This window comes from Ruegeria sp. C6 (assembly GCF_056537625.1).
In genome coordinates this window covers 855,595-873,240 of the sequence record NZ_JBQFRW010000001.1, presented here as the reverse complement: position 1 = coordinate 873,240, position 17,646 = coordinate 855,595, and the positions used below count along the sequence as shown (strand labels likewise).

Genomic DNA, 17,646 nt, shown 5'->3' with positions numbered 1-17,646 from the left:
AATCGTGGGGGGGCGCCATGAGCGACTATTATGATCTGGGCACGTATTCCTGTGCCGTCACCACAGCATCACCCGAAGCGCAGCTTTGGTTCGATCGCGGATTGGTCTGGACGTATGGCTACAACCACGACGAAGCGGTCACGTGCTTTCAGAAAGCTGCCGAGATTGACCCGGATTGCGCCATGGCCCATTGGGGCGTCGCCTATGCAGCAGGCCCAAACTATAACCTGCCGTGGGAATTGCGGGACGATCAGGGCCAGGCCAAATCACTGGCCATCGCCTATGATGCAACACAGAAGGCGCTGTCGCTGCTCGACGGGTGCACAGCGGTTGAGCAAGCGTTGATCCGCGCCCTACCCTCCCGATACCCTCAGCGTGACCCCATCGAAAACATGCACCAGTGGGACTATGACTATGCGGACGCCATGCGCGCCGCATTTGCCGAACAGCCTGATGATCTGGACCTGCGCACGATCCATGTTGAGGCGCTGATGAACATCACCCCGTGGCAGATGTGGGACCTGAAAACGGGCCAACCGGCCGAGGGTGCCGCGACCCTCGAAGCGCAAAACGCTTTGGAGAGCGCTATGGTCAATGACCCGGCGTCGATGTCTCATCCCGGTCTACTTCACCTATATGTGCACCTGATGGAGATGTCGCCGACGCCAGAAAAGGCGCTGCAGGCCGGAGACATCCTGCGTACACTCGTACCCGATGCCGGTCACCTGGTGCATATGCCGACCCATATCGACGTGCTGTGCGGCCACTATCACAACGTTGCCTACTGGAACGAAAAGGCCACCGAGGCCGATCTGAAATATTATGAGCGTGAAGGCGCGTTCAACATTTATACCGGCTATCGTCAGCACAACTATCACTTCACCATCTATGGCGCTCTGTTTCTCGGTCAGATGGAACCAGCCCTGCGTGCCAATCGGGGCCTGTGGGATACCACCCCCGAAAATATGCTTCGGATCGAAAGCCCGCCCATGGCGGATTATTTTGAAAGCTACATGTCCATGGGCCCGCATATCCTGATCCGCTTTGGCCGCTGGGAAGAGGCCAAGGCACTGAATTTGCCAGACGACCCTGACCTTTATCGCACTTTGACAGCAACAACACATTATGCTCGCGCCATCGCCCATGCGGCCACTGATGAGGTGGCGCAAGCCGAGGCCGAAGAGCAGTTGTTCCTTGCCGCAAAAACCTGCGTGCCCGAGACCCGCCGCCTGCACAACAATCGGGTCATCGACCTTCTGGAGATCGCAGCGGAAATGCTGCGCGGAGAAATCGAGTATCGCAAAGGCAACTACGAGATTGCCTATGCACATCTACGCCGCTCGGTCGAGTTGGATGACACGCTGCCCTATGACGAGCCATGGGGTTGGATGCAACCAACACGCCATGCGCTTGGTGCGTTGTTGTTCGAACAAGGGCATGTGAACGAGGCCGAGGCAGTCTATCGTGAAGATCTAGGCTTGGGTGGCACGCTCAGCCGCGCCTCGATCCACCCTGACAATGTCTGGAGTTTGAAGGGTTTGCATGATTGCCTGAAAGCACGCGGCGAGACAGTAGAAATCCGCCAAATCAAGCAACGCCTTGATCTTGCCTTGGCGCGCGCGGACCGCACCGTCGGCGCGTCATGCTTCTGTGCCCAAGCCGCTATGAGGGCTGCGGAATGAAGCTATTCCTTTTGGTGGCAGGCCTGCTGCTTGCCACTCCAGCGCTGGCACAGCGCCAGACCTTTCCACCTATCGACGAGGCAGGTCAAAATCCATCACTGGTCGCATTCCGAGCTGACTTGCTGGCGAAAATCGAGGCACGCGATACCGATGCAGTTGTCGCCGCCGCTTGTCCCGACATCTATCTCAGCCACGGTACAGCAGGTGGACCGGAAGAGTTTCGCACCAACTTGACTGTGCCTCCGGAAACGCTTGGTGAAGAATTTAAGGACGAGGCTGCGGAGCTACGTGATTTTTACTGGTCGCAATTGCAGCAAACGGTTTCCCAACCGGGATATTTTGACGATCAGGGTGAATTCTGGATGCCGCACTATTGGCGGATCATTCTTCCCGCTACAGTGGACCCTTTCACCGCCTTCTACGTTTCGGGCGAAAGCATCACACTGCGTCAAGCACCGTCTCGTGGCGCGCCCATCCTCGCGCTGATCAGTCATGAAATCGTGATCGTCCCTGACTATCAACCTGATGGGGAATACCAGAAAATCAGACTAACCGATGGGACATCGGGCTACTTACTCAGCGATTTTCTGACATCGATGGTTGGCTACCGCGCTGCGTTTGTTAAATCCGATACGGGCGACTGGCAGCTCTGCACTTTTGTGACAGGGGACTAGGCTTTCGCCTTTTTCTTCACAGCCACGACCTTTTCGGCCAGATCACGGGCGATGGCAAACGCACCTTTGATCTTGTCGCTGTCCTTCTTCCAGTCGCGCCGCACAACGATCTTGTTGTCCTTGACCTTGGCCAGCCCGCGTTGGTTCTGAATGAACTCGACCAACCCCTCGGGTGAGGCGAACTTATCATTGTGGAACTGTATCGTTGCGCCCTTTGGCCCGCCGTCCAGCTTGGCGATCCCGGCACGTTTGCACATCGCCTTAATGCGCACGACAAGCATCAGGGTATTCACCTCTTTCGGCAGGCTGCCGAAGCGGTCGATCAACTCGGCAGCGAATCCTTCCAGTTCCACTTTCGTCGACAGTGACGACAGGCGGCGGTAGAGGCCCAGACGCACGTCCAGATCGGGCACATAATCCTCGGGGATCAGAACCGGGACACCCAGATTGATCTGCGGCGCCCATTGGTCATCGGCATCCGATAGCCCCTCCATCTCGCCGGCTTTGATCTTGGCAATCGCCTCTTCCAGCATCGATTGGTAGAGTTCGTAGCCCACATCACGCATCTGGCCGGACTGTTCCTCACCCAGCAGGTTGCCCGCACCACGAATGTCGAGATCTTGCGATGCCAGTGTGAACCCGGCCCCGAGCGTATCCAGCGAGCCCAGAACCCGCAGCCGTTTCTCAGCCGTCGCCGTCAGGCGCTGGCGCGGTTTGGTGGTCAGATAGGCATAGGCGCGGGTTTTTGAGCGCCCCACCCGCCCCCGGATCTGATAGAGCTGCGCTAGGCCAAACATATCCGCCCGATGCACGACCATCGTGTTGGCACTCGGGATATCCAGCCCGCTTTCTACGATCGTCGTGGCCAGCAGAACGTCGTATTTACCGTCGTAAAACGCGTTCATGCGGTCATCAAGCTCACCCGCAGCCATCTGCCCGTGTGCGACCACGTAGGATAACTCAGGCAACTGCTCTTTCAGGAATTCCTCGATCTCAGGCAGGTCAGAGATGCGCGGCACCACATAGAAGCTCTGCCCGCCACGATAATGCTCGCGCAGCAGCGCCTCACGGATTGTTACCGCGTCGAATTCGCTAACATAGGTGCGGATCGCAAGCCGGTCGATGGGGGGCGTGCCTATGATCGACAGATCACGCACGCCTGTTAGGGACAGTTGCAGAGTTCGTGGGATCGGTGTCGCTGTCAGGGTCAGGACGTGCACGTCCGAGCGCAGCTGTTTCAGCCGTTCCTTGTGGCCCACGCCGAAATGCTGTTCCTCGTCGATGATCAGCAGACCCAGATTATTGAACCGTATCCCTTTGGCCAACAGCGCATGGGTGCCGATCACGATATCCACCGTGCCTCGCGCCAACCCATCGCGGGTTTGCTGCGCCTCTTTGGCCGAGACAAAGCGCGACAGTTGTCGGACTTCAAGTGGGAAACCCCGGAAGCGATCCTTGAAGGACGCCGCGTGTTGCCGCGCGAGCAACGTGGTCGGTGCCACAATGGCAACCTGTACGCCCGACATCGCGGCGACAAAGGCTGCGCGCATGGCGACCTCGGTCTTGCCAAAGCCTACATCGCCACAGATCAGACGATCCATCGGCGCGCCGGAATGCATGTCTTCCATCACCTCGGAAATCGCGCGCAACTGATCGTCGGTCTCCTGATATGGGAAACGCGCGCTGAACTCTTCCCATGCATGCGGCGGTGGGTCCATGACAGGAGCTTTCCGCAGGGCTCGTTCGGCGGCGATGCGGATCAGCTTGTCCGCCATTTCGCGGATGCGCTCTTTCAGCTTGGCCTTCTTGGCCTGCCAAGCGCCACCACCCAAGCGATCAAGCAGCCCTTCGTCATGGCCATATTTCGAAAGCAGTTCGATGTTTTCGACCGGCAGGTAGAGTTTGGACTGTTCAGCATATTCCAGCAGCAGGCATTCATGGGCGGCCCCAGCAGCCGTAACGACCTCCATCCCCTGATACCGCCCGATCCCGTGGTCAACATGCACCACCAGATCACCGGGCGATAGCGACTGCGTTTCAGTCAGGAAGTTCTCGGCCTTGCGGCGTTTCTTGGGTTGGCGGATCAGACGGTCGCCCAGAACGTCCTGTTCCGAGATCACGGTCAGATTGGGCGCTTCAAACCCGTGTTCCAATGCCCAAACCGCAAGATGCAGGCCGCGCTTTCCAACCCGGGTTCCGTCGGTCACCGGGATTGCCTCGGCCAGGCCTTCATCTTCGATCAAGCCGGTCAGTCGTTCACGAGCGCCTTCGGAGTAAGAGGCAATGAGGACCGGCCCCTTGTCCATCTTTTCGGTGATATGCGCCGCCAGAGCGCCAAACAGGCTGATGCTTTCCTGCTGACGTTCGGGTGCAAAGTTGCGCCCGATCCGTCCGCCTGCATCGATCACGCCCGGACCACTCGCCTGCGGCAGCGGGCTGAACTGCAAAACGCGACGATCGCCCACTGCATCTGCCCATGCAGCATCGTCCATATAGAGCAGACCGGGAGGCGTCGGTTTATAAACCGTATCCATGCGCGAGCGGTTTTCCAAAGCGAGCTTTCGCGTCTCATACTGATCCGCAATCGTATCCCAGCGCGCCAGCCGAGCAGGCGTGACCTGATCGTCAAGCGAGATTGAGGCCCCTGGAAGATAGTCGAACAGCGTTTCCAGTTTTTCATGGAAAAACGGCAACCAATGCTCGATCCCCTGATGCTTGCGACCTGCGCTGACAGCTTCGTATAAGGGATCATCCGTACCCGCGGCGCCGAATTCGATGCGATAGTTCTGACGGAATCGGGTGATGGCGGCTTCGTCCAGTATGACCTCGGACACCGGGGCAAGCTCGACCACATCAAGTTTTTCAGTCGTTCGCTGCGAGACAGGATCAAACCGGCGTGCACCATCCAGAACATCCCCGAACAAGTCCAGCCGCACGGGACCGCTCTCACCGGGTGGGAAGATGTCGATGATACCGCCTCGGATAGCGTAGTCTCCGGGCTCCATCACCGTGGGGCTTTGGGTAAAGCCCATCCGCACCAGAAAGTTGCGAAGGGCATCTTCGTCTATGCGCTGATCTACGCGAGCGGTGAATGCGGCCTCTCGCAACACTGCACGCGCGGGTACCCGTTGGGTCGCGGCATTGAGCGTGGTCAGCAGCACGAACCGCTGCGGCATCTGATGCGCCAAAGCAGCCAGTGTTGCCACGCGGGTAGCAGAAATGTCGGCGTTGGGCGACACCCGATCATAGGGCAAGCAGTCCCATCCGGGGAATACAAATACGGGCATGTCCGGCGCAAAGAATGCCAACGCTGCCCGCATCGCCTCCATCCGTTTGTCATCGCGGGCGATATGACAGACTGGACCGCCCGAGCGCGCGATCTCATTCAGCACAAGCTGTGCATCAAACCCCTCGGGGCCGCCGCCGACTGTTACGTGGTTCGGAGCCGTCATTACCTTGCCTTTCAGGGACTACTAACCCAGGACACCAATCGAAATGTTCTGATACATTCCCCAGAACGCAGTGATCAAGATCGAGAACATACCGATGATCTGAGTAAAGGTCCGACTTCGCGTCAGCGTTTTGGAAACATTTTCTACGGTCGCTTCTTGAGTCTGTAATCGACGCGCTGCCGCAATACTGATCATCATGACAAAACACATCGGGAGCAGAAGGAGGAATACGGCCTGTGCGAATTCCACGTCGTAGAAGAAACCCAACGTCGCAAGGCCAGTCAAAACAAAACAGCAAATTGCCATCAATACCAGACCCGAGGCTTCAACGATGTACAACACTCTGTTCGAGTTGATCCGCGCGATATCCAAAAGGTCCTGTTCCGCTTGACCACCCACACGACGGGCGCGCATCACCAGATCATAGGGCACTCCCATGGTCCAATGGCTTGCAGATGACCAAAGGGCGGCCAAGCCGATCCAATACCACAGATTTGAGAAGCTCCGCATATCGATGAGTTCGAAAATCGAAGAGTAAATGTCCAAGCGTCTGCCCTTTGTTCAACGTCCGCAGGGACCGTCATCGCAGCGATGCGTCCATTGTTACCCTTGAGACCACCGGGAATTCATGCCACCCAATGCGCAATTGTTCAAGGAGAGTGCGCCATGAAACCGACTATCGCCCCATATCCCCGGACCCGTTTCCGCCGGGCCCGCCAATCCGAGGCGATCCGGGGTCTGGTGCGCGAGAACACCTTGACCGTGAATGACTTTATCTGGCCTATTTTTGTGCGCGACGGTGAAAATATCGAAGAACCCGTCCCGTCGATGCCCGGGGTCGTGCGACGCTCGGTCGACCTGATCGCCAAAGCCGCGGTTGAAGCGCAAGCCCTTGGCATTCCTGCAATATGTATTTTCCCATACACCGATCCGAGCCTGAAAACCGAGGATTGTGCCGAGGCCTGGAACCCCGACAACCTGTCCAACCGCGCCATTCGTGCGATCAAGACCGCTGCGCCCGAAATCGCGGTGATGACGGATGTGGCCCTGGACCCCTACAACATCAACGGCCATGACGGCTATGTGGTCGATGGCGAGATTGTGAATGACCAGACTGTTGAGGCGCTGGTGAAAATGACGCTGGCGCAGGCCCAAGCCGGAGCTGACATCATCGGCCCGTCCGACATGATGGATGGCCGTATCGGCGCCATGCGCAGCGCACTTGAGTCGGCGGGTCACCACAATGTCATGATCCTGAGTTATGCCGCCAAATATGCCAGCGCTTTCTACGGCCCTTTCCGCGACGCCGTTGGGGCATCGGGCGCTCTGACCGGTGACAAGAAGACCTATCAGATGGACCCTGCCAACTCGGACGAGGCCCTCCGTCTGATCGAGCGTGATCTGACCGAGGGTGCAGATATGGTCATGATCAAACCGGGGATGCCATACTTGGATATCTGCCGACGGGTCAAAGACAGCTTCGGTGCGCCGACCTATGCCTATCAGGTGTCTGGCGAATACGCGATGATCCAAGCCGCTGCACAAATCGGTTGGATCGACGGCGAAAAGGTGATGCTGGAAAGCCTGCTGGCCTTCAAGCGCGCAGGCTGTGACGGCATCCTGACCTATTTTGCACCCGAAGCCGCGCGCATCCTGCAGGGCTAACACCTCAGATTGTCGCAATTTTTCGCCGATTTGCTGCGTGCGCAGCACAGCTTTCCCGTGACAGGCCGGTGCAATCGGCGTATTCTTGCAGACAAGATCGGGATCACCCGACATATCAGGCACATACACAGAGACAGAGAAACATGAGCAGTTCAAACTCCCCCCGACTTAGCCGTCGCGGTTTTGCTTTTGGCATGGCCGGACTGACGCTGACCGCCGCTTGCGGCAACGGCGTTGGCAACTCCAACGCCGTCACACTCGACGCGCGTGTCGACGCGACACTGAACGAGATGTACAGCAAGTATCCCAACACCGTTGAGATTGCCAACAAGGCCAACGGAATGTTGGTCATGCCACTGATTACAGATGCCGGATTTATCTTTGGTGGCGCCTATGGTCAGGGTGCACTGCGTATTCAGGGCGCGACGGTCGACTACTATTCCGCCATCTCCGGTACTGCGGGTCTGCAGATCGGCGCACAGCAATATGCGCATGTTCTGTTCTTTATGACCGAAGAGGCATTGAACGATTTCCGCCGCTCCAGCGGTTGGACGGCCGGTGCAGATATCGGATACGTCGTCGACGCGACCGGAGAATCCTTATCGACCGACACCACTCAGTTGCGCAAACCCGTGCTGGCCGCAGTCTTTGGACAAGCGGGTCTGAAGTTCGGCGCGACGGTCGAAGGCACCAAATATACGCGCATCATCCCCTAAGACCCAAGATACCACCCTCCCCCCTCTGACGAGCCCCGCTACATCTTGTGGCGGGGCTCCGAGTTTTCGCGGTTTTCCACAAATTCCAGTGGCATTCCTCTTTCGGTCGGGCGGAGGTTCCAGTAACCTTGGCGCAAATGACCGCACAGAATTCTCGGGGGACAAATGGGCCTGGTTTTTCGCTGGCTGGTGAGACTTACGACAGGCCTGATCCTGCTGGCAATCGCTGCTGTGGGGTTGGTCTACTTTCTGGCCAGCCAATCCCTGCCTGAATACAATCAAACCCTTGAAGTTGAAGGTATAACTGCCCCTGTCGAGATCGTTCGCGACACTGCAAATGTGCCGCATATACTGGGCCAGTCCGACCCGGACGTGTTTTTTGGTCTGGGCTATGCCCATGCACAAGACAGGCTGTGGCAGATGACCATTCTGCGTCGGACTGCACAGGGCCGCTTGTCCGAAGTGTTCGGCCAGCGCACGGTAGCCATCGACAAATTGCTACGTCGTTTCGATCTTTACGGGCTCGCCCATCGCTCAGTCGAGTTTCAGGACGACTATACCAAGGCCGCGCTTCGCGCTTATTCCGCAGGGATCAACGCCCGGCTTACCGAGATCAACGAACAGGCGCTTGGACGTGGCGCCCCCGAGATGTTCCTGTTCAACGCCCCCGTTCCCCCATGGCAGCCGGGCGACAGCGTAGCGATTATCAAGCTGATGAGCCTGCAGCTTTCCGGCCATCTTGCTGATGAAGTGTTGCGCGCACGCACATCGCTGATGCTGGATAATCCCGCACGGCTGGCCGACATTCTGCCCGACGTCCCCGGCCCCGGTATTGCCGCGCTGCCCGAGTATGCTGATCTGTTTCCAGACCTTCCACGCTATGCCCAAGGCACTCCGATGCCCGACACGCCGCTGTCGCCTTTCCCGCAGCGCGGGCTGGCAGGTGCGTCAAATGCGTGGACCGCCGCGCCGTCCCGCTCGGCCAGCGGTGGCACGTTGCTGGCAAACGATCCGCATCTGGGCCTCACCGCCCCGGGTATCTGGTATCTGGCGCGGCTGGAACTGGCCAAAGGCGGCGTTATCGGTGCAACCATTCCAGGCGTACCGGCAATCTCAGCCGGACGGAGTGAGCGCTTGGGCTGGGGCCTTACCTCCTCCTATCTGGACGATCAGGACGTTCACATCGAACAACTGAACCCCGACAATCCCGAAGAATACCTTACCCCAGACGGCTACAAACGCTTTCAGACCCGCCCTTCGATTATCGAGATCAAAGACGCCGCCCCAATTACCCTGACCCTGCGCTGGACCGAGAATGGCCCGGTTCTGCCGGGCACGCATTATGATCTGGAAACCATCACACCACCGGGCCATGTCGCGTCTCTGTCGTGGAGCGCGCTAAGCCCCCGCGATACATCCATGAGCGCCTCTTTGGCGCTGATGAATGCCGATTCAGTTCGAGACGCCATCGACGCGGCCGAGGACTATATTGCCCCTTCGCAAAACTTGTCGCTTGTCGATAAAGACACGATCGGCATGAAACTGGTCGGCGCAATGCCCCGGCGCGATCTGAACAATCAAAGCCGAGGCCGCATTCCCACCCCCGGCTGGCTGGAACGGAACCGTTGGCAGGGCCGCCTGCCCTATTCAGACAATCCTGAATTCGTGGCCCCGGTCGGCGGAGTTCTGGGTAACACCAACAACAAGATTATCGACCGGCCCTTCCCGCGCCATGTGTCGTACGAGTGGGGCGACACCCAGCGGGTCAATCGCTGGGAACGCCTGATGCAATCGCGCGAGGTACATACGCGTGACAGTTTTATCGAAGCGCAGTTGGACACGGTTAGCTTTACAGCGCGATCACTGCTTCCTCTGATCGGCGCCGACCTCTGGTTTACCGGTGAGTCGGCACCCGAAGGCACGCCCGAACGGCAGCGTCAGATCGCGCTGGATCTGCTGGCCAACTGGAACGGTGAGATGAACGAGCATCTGCCGGAACCCCTGATCTACGCCGCATGGTTGCGCGCGCTGCAAATCCGCCTGATCTCGGACGAACTTGGCCCGCTGGCTGCCGAATACAAGCATGTCGAGCCGCTGTTTATCGAACGGGTGTATCGCGATATCGACGGTGCCTCGGTCTGGTGCGACGTGGTTCAGAGCGCTCCCGTTGAAAATTGCACCGACATGGCACGACTGGCCCTGGATGACGCGATCATTTGGATTTCCGAGCGCTATGGCCCCGCACTCGAATCTTTACGCTGGGGCGATGCGCATCAGGCCACCCAGGACCACCCTGCGCTGGGCCAGGTTCCGGTGCTGCGGTTTTTCGTCAACATCCGCCAATCCACCAGCGGTGGCGATAACACCCTGCTGCGCGGGCGCACGTCAGGCGAAGGACCGGACCCGTTCCAGAATGTGCATGGCGCAGGTTATCGTGGCGTCTACGATTTTGCGGACCCCGATAGTTCGGTTTTCATCACCGCAACTGGCCAGTCAGGCCATTTCCTATCTCGCTATTATGACGATCAGGCCCAACTATGGCGGCGCGGGGAATACATCCCCATGTCGCTGGATATCGGGCTTGCCCGAGCAGCGGCAGTTGGTGTGACCGTCCTGAACCCGCGCTGATCTGATCGGCAAATCCCCGCCCCTTTTTGAACCTCGCGTGGCGCACCCCTTCGTTATCGCCTAAACTCGTCTGGCCGTCGCATTGCACGAAGGGGGAAAATGCATGGGCAGCTTTCGAGACACCTTAAACAATCTCGCACGCGATTATGCGATCGCCTGGAGCTCGGGCGATCCCGACTTGGTCGCCAGTTTTTTCGCCCCCGAAGGTCAGATCAGCATTAATCGCGGTGAGCCCCTGCGCGGCCATGCCGAAATCGCTGAAATGGCCCGCGGGTTCTATGCAGAATTCCCCGATCTTGAGGTGCGTTGCGATATGATGCGTTGGGCCGGAGGGCATGCCATTTTTGTCTGGACCCTCGAAGGCCATCACGTCGAGACCGGCAACCGTGTCGTTACACGCGGCTGGGAAGAGTGGGAGCTTTCAAAGGACAACAAGGTGCTATCGTCGCTTGGGTGGTTCGATGCAGAGGATTACCAGCGCCAGATAGACGGTACCTAGAACGCCGCGAAGCGGGACGCCTGCTTGTCAGTCCAGAGCACCGTGATCTCGAACCCCTCTTCGGTTTGATCTTCAGACCTGACCACATCCTGACGATAGAGCCACGCGCGTTTGTCACCATCGGCAAAGCCCAGTTTCAGGATAGTCTCATACCGCGTGCCCTGCAGGATCGTGGCGATTTCAGACAGCAGCGGATCAACACCCTCGCCCGTTACGGCCGATATGGCAAAGATCGCCGGATCACGCTCGGCCCGGGCAAGCGCGGCTTCGCGGTCTTCCGGGCTCAGCAGATCGATCTTGTTCCAAACCTCCAACCGGGGGCGACTGTCCTCAACACCCAAAGAGTTCAGGATCGCCTCAACATCCCGTGCCTGTGCCTCGGTTTCTTCGTGGCTGATATCGCGGACATGCACGACCAGATCAGCCCCCAGAACCTCTTCCAGCGTGGCGCGGAAGGCCGCAACCAGTTCCGTGGGCAGGTTCGAGATGAAACCCACGGTATCGGACAGGATCACCTCGGGGCCATCCGGCAGCTCAACCCGTCGCATGGTTGGGTCCAACGTGGCGAACAGCATGTCTTTTGCCATCACCTCGGCCCCGGTTAGGCTGTTGAACAGCGTGGATTTCCCGGCGTTTGTATAGCCAACAAGTGCAACAATCGGGTATGGAACCTTCGCGCGCGCTGCGCGGTGTAAGGTGCGGGTCTTCACCACTTTTTGCAATTGGCGGCGCAGGCGGACCAGTTGTTCATCAATGGCACGCCGGTCGGCCTCGATCTGAGTTTCACCGGGACCACCCACAAACCCAAGGCCACCGCGCTGACGTTCCAGGTGGGTCCAGGCCCGAACCAGTCGCGTACGCTGATAGCTAAGCGCGGCCATCTCAACTTGCAGCACACCTTCACGGGTACGCGCACGGTCGCTGAATATTTCCAGAATCAAACCGGTCCGGTCGAGGATTTTGACCTTCCACGCTTTTTCCAGATTGCGCTGCTGAACCGGAGTCACTGGCCCGTCGATCAGAACCAGCTCGATCTCATTGTCGTGGAAGCGTTCGGCCAGTTCCTCGATCTTGCCGCTGCCGAACAGAAAACCAGCCTGCGCGCGCGGTAGGCGCACTATTTCGGAACCGACCACATCCAGATCGGGCAAAGCGGCAGCTAGTGCCACCGCCTCTTCCAGCGCTGGTTCGGGCACACGGCGCTGTTCATCTGATTTGATTTCGGGATGCAGCACCCAAGCCCGGGTGCGCGCCCTCTCATGTTCCATCAAGAGGCGTCTTCGCCCTCATAAAGGTTGATCGGCTGTGACGGCATGATGGTCGAAATCGCATGCTTGTACACCAACTGCGACTGTCCGTCGCGGCGCAGCAGCACGCAGAAGTTGTCGAACCAGGTGATTACACCCTGCAATTTCACACCGTTGATCAGGAATATTGTGACCGGGACCTTTGCTTTCCGTACATTGTTCAGGAACGCGTCCTGCAGATTCTGTCTGTCCGAAGCCATATTTTGTTATCTCGCCATTGTTCTTGCTACGCGCTGCGGACCAACGCGCTCCCTCCGGCAGAGTATGGAGTGCCGCGCACAGATATTCCAGATGAAAAATCAGGCAGTAACACCAGGTGCCTGACGCAGGGTCAATCGCGCCACAGCGTTGGCGTAATCAGTGCCACGATCGCCAGAGTTTCCAACCGCCCGATCACCATCGCCGCGCAGACCGTCAACTTGGCCCCGCTGGAAAGATCAATCAGACGTATGGGCACATCCGTTGCCAATTCAATCAACGGCCCCGTGGTGCTGAGTGCGGCAACGCTGAGCAACATGGCCTGTTCAAAACCTACGCCCATGACGGCCAGCAACAAATCGAACAAGGCCAACGTCAGGGCGAACATCATCAGGAAGATCCAGGCGATGAAGGCACCGTCGCTTTGAATGCGGCGGTTGCCGCCACCCTCTCCGCTGACCGAAGAAGGATAGATCAGTCGGTCAATCTCGCGCTTGCCATTCAGATAGAGCGCAAAAACCCGCAACAGCTTTACCCCACCCGCAGTCGTCGCCACGCCTCCTCCGACCAGGGCTAGCCCCATCAGAATCAGGCCCGGTGTGCTCAAGCCCGACAATTGCTGCGCGTCGTTCCAGTTGGCGCTTTCAAATCCGGCCGTGGTCAGAAACGACATCGCCGTAAACATGAACCCCCAAAAAACGCCAAGTGCTTGCCGCACTTCGACGGCAATGTTCAGTTCGGCCGTTCCAGCCAAAAACCGGATGAACAGCAGCACAGCGACCGCCAGCACGATGAAGATGCCAATCCGAAATTCTGGGTCTTTGTCCAGCCGCGAATACCCTGAGGTCGCTGTATCGGTCGAAAAGGTCAGCCGCGACAGGGCAAAGAACAGGAACAGGAACAGGATCGCCTCGCCAGTGATTCCTGCGGTCGATCCTTCCAATCCACCGACGGGTGATATGCCGGAAGTCGCAATCACTGACATCGCGTGGCTCACGGCAGTAAGCCCTTGCTCACCTGCGATCAACAGCAGGATCCAGATCACAGCTGTCAAACCCGCATAGACGGGTGCCAATGTGCGCGACACGCGGATCAGATGGCCGCGTGGATCGGACTTCTCGCTCTGTGCCACGCCCGAGACGGGACGCCCTGGTTGCCCCCGGGCTGTGACTTCGAAACCGCCCAACGACAAGGGTGCCAGAATCGCGGCCGCCGAGATCCACATCAGCAATCCGCCCATCCAACCGACCAACGCGCGCCATAAGTGCAACGGCGCCGAAAGGCGTGCGGGATCGGGGAACAGATCAGCGCCGGTTGTGGTCAGCGCGCTGACCATATCGAAATAGGCGTTCAGGAAGCTGGTTGTCCCCAGCGCATCATGAAACGGAATAGCAAGAAATATCGGCAGTACGGTAAAGGCGGCCAGCAGAACCGCCAATTGGCCAAGCGTTCCCCGCCGTGGTCGTCGGTTCGACATGGCCAGAGCTATGATCGACACCGCAAAAACACCCAGCAATCCGGAATAGAAGAATGACCGTGAGGTGGCGTGATCATCCAGCGCCAGCGCATAAACTGCGGGTATCCACATTGCCAGCGACACGATACCCCAGATCATCAGCAGCAGCGGCAATCGCCGCAATACTCCGATCCGTTGCTGTCCGCGTGCTTGCAACATCAGAAGAAATCGATTGAAACCTGCATCAGACGCTCAACCTCGGGCACGTCTTTGGCCATTGCAAAGATCGCCACCACGTCTTTCTCGTCGATGCGCAGGCTGCCGGTCGGGCGCAGAACCTCGTCACCTTTGCGTACTGCGCCGACCAGAACGCCTTCTGGGAAATCGATGTCGCGCAGTTTTTGTCCAGCCATGGGCGAAGTTGATAGCACTTCGGCCTCGATTACCTCGGCCTCGGCATCTCCAATGGAATACACCTGACGCACGCGCCCGTGCCGAATGTGACGCAGGATCGAACTGACAGTGGTGGCGCGCGGGTTGATATATGCGTCAATCCCCAGCGGTCCCATCAAAGCGACCATGCTGGGGTCGTTGATCAGCGCGATGGCCAGTGGACAACCCTCTCCCTTGGCGCGTACCGCGGCCAGCATGTTGGTGCGATCGTCATCCGTGACCGCCAACATCGCGTCGGCGCGCTCAATCCCTGCTTCGCTCAGCAAAGATGAATCTAGACCGTCGCCGTTCAGAACAATCGTCCGCTCCAATGCCTCGGCAGCGATTTCGGCGCATTTGCGGTCACGCTCGATAATCTTGGCACGCACCCGGCTTTCGCGCTCTTCCAGTGTGCGGGCCACTTCCAATCCGACATTACCGCCACCGACGATCACCACACGATCTTGCTTACGCTGAGCCTTGCCGAACACCTCCATCGTACGTTCAACGTCCTTGACGCTGGTGAAGACGTAGCATTCGTCGCCTACAAACAGCTGATCCTCGGATTCCGGTGCAAACAGCGTCCCTTCGCGGCGCACACCAACCACAATCGAGCTGAGCGTGGAAAACAGGTCGGTCAATTGTCGCAGCGGTGTGTTGACGATGGGGCAGTCCTCCTCGACCCGAATGCCCAGCAGCTGCGCCTTTCCATCCATGAATATCTCGGTATCGAAAGCAGAAGGTGCCGAAAGACGGCGCATCGCTGCGGCGGCAACTTCGCGTTCCGGGCTGATCACTACATCAATGGGCAGATGATCGCGGCGGTAGAGATCGGAATGGATTGCTTCAAGATAGGATTTCGACCGCAAACGCGCGATCTTGCGCTGGATCGAAAAAACCGAATGCGCCATCTGGCAGGTGACCATATTCACCTCATCCGAATGTGTCGCGGCGATGATCATATCGGCATCCCGCGCCCCTGCCCGATCCAGCACATCCGGATAACTGGCGAAACCGGCGATCCCCTGCACGTCCAGCGTCTCGGTCGCGCGACGTACCAGATCGGGATTGTTGTCGACCACCGTCACATCGTTCAGTTCGCCCGAAAGGTGACGCGCAATCTGCCAGCCGACTTGACCGGCACCGCATATGATGACCTTCATGCTCTTGGCCTTTCTGCCTGAAATCTTTGAATGACAGATGCCCCCAAAGCGGTCAATTGAATTGTCATGCCTCCTAAGCTGCGCCAAAGTAAGCATATGAAAACCATTCTGCCTGCCCTGATTTGCCTGCTGACGCTGTCCGCCTGTGGTCCGCTTTCTTTGTATTATCGCGAAGGTGAGAGCGTCTCGCGGATGCAGACCGAGACCACGAACTGCCAGGTGCAGGCCCTCAAGGACGCCCCTGTCGCCAATCAGGTCCGGCAGAGCCCGCCAGTCTATTGGCCCGGGCGCACCTATTGCGATGGCCGAGGACGCTGCTATCGCAACCCCGGATGGTGGGAGCCCGGGCGGGTCTATACCGTCGACGTGAACCAGAGGCTGAGAAACAAGGTCGAGGCGCAGTGCATGGCCCAAAAGGGCTATCGCCCGGTCAGCCTTCCGCCTTGCAAACAGGGTGTCAAATCGCGGGTCACGCCCACGCGCACCACGACGCTCCCGCCGCTGAACAGCGCGTCCTGTTTCGTGAAATTTGACGACGGGTCATTTCAGATCATCACTCCGGGACAAGCCGGCTGATTTGCGACGCCGCGCCAGCAGCAGATGCGCTATGATCGCGATGCTATAGAACGCGGCGACGGCTACAAACATGCCAGCCTCATCGACGCCCAGCAATACCGCCAGCAATACCGGGGTTCCAAGCAGGTTTCCGGCATTGCCCATCTGCGCCATCGCACCATAACTCAGAGCTTGGGCTTCGGTGGTACCGTTTAGCTCTGGCACTGCGGCGAAGCTGCCGCCCTGTACAAGCCCGAGCACGGCAAACAAGGCGATACATCCGAACGTAAGGGGCGCCCCCAGAAACAATGCGATGATCGTCGCGATCCCCAGCACAAAGCCCAGATTGACGACGCTGACGCAGGACAGGACGGTCAACAGCAAGGGCACCAGCAGCCATGACAGTACAATCCCTGCCAGGGGCATAAGTGCTGCAATCGATGCACCCTGCCCTTCGGGTAAACGACCCGGCAGGATCGCTAACAGAGAAACAAATGTCAGCGTGTAAAAGAACCAGCCAATTGCCGGGGCCGAAATAAAGGGTGAGCGGTAGGTCCTGATATGCACATCAAGGAAGGCGAAGAGTCCCCACCCGGTACTCTCCGTCTGGCCCATGTCGGTTTTCAGATTGCTAAGCGCGATCAGCGCGGCGATCAGCAGCATCAGACCCCCGTGCATGGCAAAGTATGTGGGCAGTCCCAAACGATCGACGATGGGCAGCCCAACCCAAGCGTTTAATGCGAATGCAACGCCAAAGAATGTACTCCACAGCACCATGGAATTATACCTCGCCCGACCGGATGTGATCTGAGCAATCAGCGTCGGTGCCGCCACCACAATCGCAAGATGGGACAGCCCCTCGATCACCCGGCTGAGCAGCATCAGTTGAAAAACCGGCAAGCTTGCTTGCAGCAAAGATAACGCGCCGCCGAGCACAAGCCCTAATAGCAATAGACGATTTGGCCCAATACGCGCTGTGATCGCTCCGGATATCGCGCCCAAGGCAGCCCCCATTAGACTGATAATGGACAGCAACCAGCCGATCACGGCAGCATTGTCCGGGTACAACAGCCCCACATCAGAAAATGGTACGGCAATCTTTGCAAATTGGGTTGCCGCACCGAGGCCAGCAAACCAGATCAGCATGACCTGCAAAAATGTGCGAAAAGAGTCACTCATGCAGCCGGTCTATCGCGCCTAACCTGTCAGCGGAACGCAT

At 58.3% G+C, this 17,646-nt stretch carries 14 protein-coding genes; 7 read left to right on the top strand and 7 right to left on the bottom strand.

Annotated elements, in window-relative coordinates; translation table 11 throughout:
* The first annotated feature begins 17 nt into the window (after nt 1-17).
* Both ACR0MJ_RS04310 and ACR0MJ_RS04305 read left to right on the top strand, forming a co-directional pair.
* A complete protein-coding gene (locus tag ACR0MJ_RS04310; protein WP_480759421.1) occupies nt 18-1,682 on the top strand; it encodes a hypothetical protein in 1,665 nt (554 codons plus the stop codon).
* The gene (locus ACR0MJ_RS04305) at nt 1,679-2,356 is read left to right on the top strand and encodes an SH3 domain-containing protein (RefSeq protein WP_480759418.1); all 678 of its coding nucleotides are present in this window, start codon (nt 1,679-1,681) and stop codon (nt 2,354-2,356) included. The genes ACR0MJ_RS04310 and ACR0MJ_RS04305 overlap by 4 nt, the downstream gene beginning before the upstream one ends.
* Here the strand turns inward: ACR0MJ_RS04305 and mfd are convergent.
* Together mfd and ACR0MJ_RS04295 are read right to left on the bottom strand one after the other, a co-directional pair.
* Nucleotides 2,353-5,808, bottom strand: coding sequence for a transcription-repair coupling factor (gene mfd / locus ACR0MJ_RS04300; RefSeq protein ID WP_480759415.1), 3,456 nt, complete (start codon nt 5,806-5,808; stop codon nt 2,353-2,355). The genes ACR0MJ_RS04305 and mfd overlap by 4 nt on opposite strands.
* A 21-nt stretch (nt 5,809-5,829) precedes the next feature.
* Nucleotides 5,830-6,354, bottom strand: a complete 525-nt coding sequence (locus ACR0MJ_RS04295) for a component of SufBCD complex (RefSeq protein ID WP_170406087.1) — start codon at nt 6,352-6,354, stop codon at nt 5,830-5,832.
* A gap of 120 nt (nt 6,355-6,474) precedes the next feature.
* Here ACR0MJ_RS04295 and hemB point away from each other — a divergent pair, with 120 nt between their 5' ends.
* From hemB to ACR0MJ_RS04275, 4 genes are all read left to right on the top strand, one after another.
* Nucleotides 6,475-7,473 (top strand): porphobilinogen synthase, encoded by a 999-nt coding sequence (hemB, locus tag ACR0MJ_RS04290; protein WP_480759410.1) that lies wholly within the window; start codon nt 6,475-6,477, stop codon nt 7,471-7,473.
* A gap of 143 nt (nt 7,474-7,616) precedes the next feature.
* On the top strand, nt 7,617-8,189 hold the full coding sequence (locus tag ACR0MJ_RS04285; RefSeq protein ID WP_170396874.1) for a lipid-binding SYLF domain-containing protein: 573 nt from the start codon (nt 7,617-7,619) through the stop codon (nt 8,187-8,189).
* Between the two features lie 165 nt (nt 8,190-8,354).
* Nucleotides 8,355-10,817, top strand: coding sequence for a penicillin acylase family protein (locus tag ACR0MJ_RS04280; protein ID WP_170567136.1), 2,463 nt, complete (start codon nt 8,355-8,357; stop codon nt 10,815-10,817).
* A 103-nt stretch (nt 10,818-10,920) separates the two neighbouring features.
* Nucleotides 10,921-11,316, top strand: coding sequence for a nuclear transport factor 2 family protein (locus tag ACR0MJ_RS04275; RefSeq protein WP_170421920.1), 396 nt, complete (start codon nt 10,921-10,923; stop codon nt 11,314-11,316).
* On the opposite strand, the gene hflX is transcribed toward ACR0MJ_RS04275, so the two are convergent.
* The 4 genes from hflX to trkA form a co-directional block, all read right to left on the bottom strand.
* The gene (gene hflX, locus ACR0MJ_RS04270) at nt 11,313-12,584 is read right to left on the bottom strand and encodes a GTPase HflX (protein ID WP_480759406.1); all 1,272 of its coding nucleotides are present in this window, start codon (nt 12,582-12,584) and stop codon (nt 11,313-11,315) included. The two genes, ACR0MJ_RS04275 and hflX, sit on opposite strands and share 4 nt — an antisense overlap.
* Nucleotides 12,584-12,823, bottom strand: a complete 240-nt coding sequence (gene hfq / locus ACR0MJ_RS04265) for an RNA chaperone Hfq (protein WP_005982826.1) — start codon at nt 12,821-12,823, stop codon at nt 12,584-12,586. Before hfq ends, hflX begins: the two co-directional genes overlap by 1 nt.
* Nucleotides 12,824-12,954: 131 nt before the next feature.
* Nucleotides 12,955-14,496 carry a TrkH family potassium uptake protein gene (locus ACR0MJ_RS04260; RefSeq protein WP_170396867.1) on the bottom strand — a complete coding sequence of 514 codons (1,542 nt, stop codon included), beginning with the start codon at nt 14,494-14,496 and terminating at the stop codon, nt 12,955-12,957.
* The gene (gene trkA / locus ACR0MJ_RS04255; RefSeq protein ID WP_170396865.1) at nt 14,496-15,872 is read right to left on the bottom strand and encodes a Trk system potassium transporter TrkA; all 1,377 of its coding nucleotides are present in this window, start codon (nt 15,870-15,872) and stop codon (nt 14,496-14,498) included. The genes ACR0MJ_RS04260 and trkA overlap by 1 nt, the downstream gene beginning before the upstream one ends.
* A 96-nt stretch (nt 15,873-15,968) precedes the next feature.
* Here trkA and ACR0MJ_RS04250 point away from each other — a divergent pair, with 96 nt between their 5' ends.
* Nucleotides 15,969-16,448, top strand: a complete 480-nt coding sequence (locus tag ACR0MJ_RS04250; RefSeq protein ID WP_480759404.1) for a hypothetical protein — start codon at nt 15,969-15,971, stop codon at nt 16,446-16,448.
* On the opposite strand, the gene ACR0MJ_RS04245 is transcribed toward ACR0MJ_RS04250, so the two are convergent.
* Nucleotides 16,413-17,606, bottom strand: a complete 1,194-nt coding sequence (locus ACR0MJ_RS04245; protein WP_480759401.1) for an MFS transporter — start codon at nt 17,604-17,606, stop codon at nt 16,413-16,415. The two genes, ACR0MJ_RS04250 and ACR0MJ_RS04245, sit on opposite strands and share 36 nt — an antisense overlap.
* Nucleotides 17,607-17,646 lie beyond the last annotated feature (40 nt).

Excerpts from the sequence above, each read along its gene's own strand:
- hflX (WP_480759406.1), bottom strand. The coding sequence starts at position 12,584 with ATGGAACATGAGAGGGCGCGCACCCGGGCTTGGGTGCTGCATCCCGAA.
- ACR0MJ_RS04250 (WP_480759404.1), top strand. The coding sequence starts at position 15,969 with ATGAAAACCATTCTGCCTGCCCTGATTTGCCTGCTGACGCTGTCCGCC.
- mfd (WP_480759415.1), bottom strand. The coding sequence starts at position 5,808 with ATGACGGCTCCGAACCACGTAACAGTCGGCGGCGGCCCCGAGGGGTTT.
- trkA (WP_170396865.1), bottom strand. The coding sequence starts at position 15,872 with ATGAAGGTCATCATATGCGGTGCCGGTCAAGTCGGCTGGCAGATTGCG.
- ACR0MJ_RS04275 (WP_170421920.1), top strand. The coding sequence starts at position 10,921 with ATGGGCAGCTTTCGAGACACCTTAAACAATCTCGCACGCGATTATGCG.
- ACR0MJ_RS04285 (WP_170396874.1), top strand. The coding sequence starts at position 7,617 with ATGAGCAGTTCAAACTCCCCCCGACTTAGCCGTCGCGGTTTTGCTTTT.
- ACR0MJ_RS04305 (WP_480759418.1), top strand. The coding sequence starts at position 1,679 with ATGAAGCTATTCCTTTTGGTGGCAGGCCTGCTGCTTGCCACTCCAGCG.
- ACR0MJ_RS04245 (WP_480759401.1), bottom strand. The coding sequence starts at position 17,606 with ATGAGTGACTCTTTTCGCACATTTTTGCAGGTCATGCTGATCTGGTTT.
- ACR0MJ_RS04310 (WP_480759421.1), top strand. The coding sequence starts at position 18 with ATGAGCGACTATTATGATCTGGGCACGTATTCCTGTGCCGTCACCACA.
- hfq (WP_005982826.1), bottom strand. The coding sequence starts at position 12,823 with ATGGCTTCGGACAGACAGAATCTGCAGGACGCGTTCCTGAACAATGTA.
- ACR0MJ_RS04280 (WP_170567136.1), top strand. The coding sequence starts at position 8,355 with ATGGGCCTGGTTTTTCGCTGGCTGGTGAGACTTACGACAGGCCTGATC.
- hemB (WP_480759410.1), top strand. The coding sequence starts at position 6,475 with ATGAAACCGACTATCGCCCCATATCCCCGGACCCGTTTCCGCCGGGCC.
- ACR0MJ_RS04260 (WP_170396867.1), bottom strand. The coding sequence starts at position 14,496 with ATGTTGCAAGCACGCGGACAGCAACGGATCGGAGTATTGCGGCGATTG.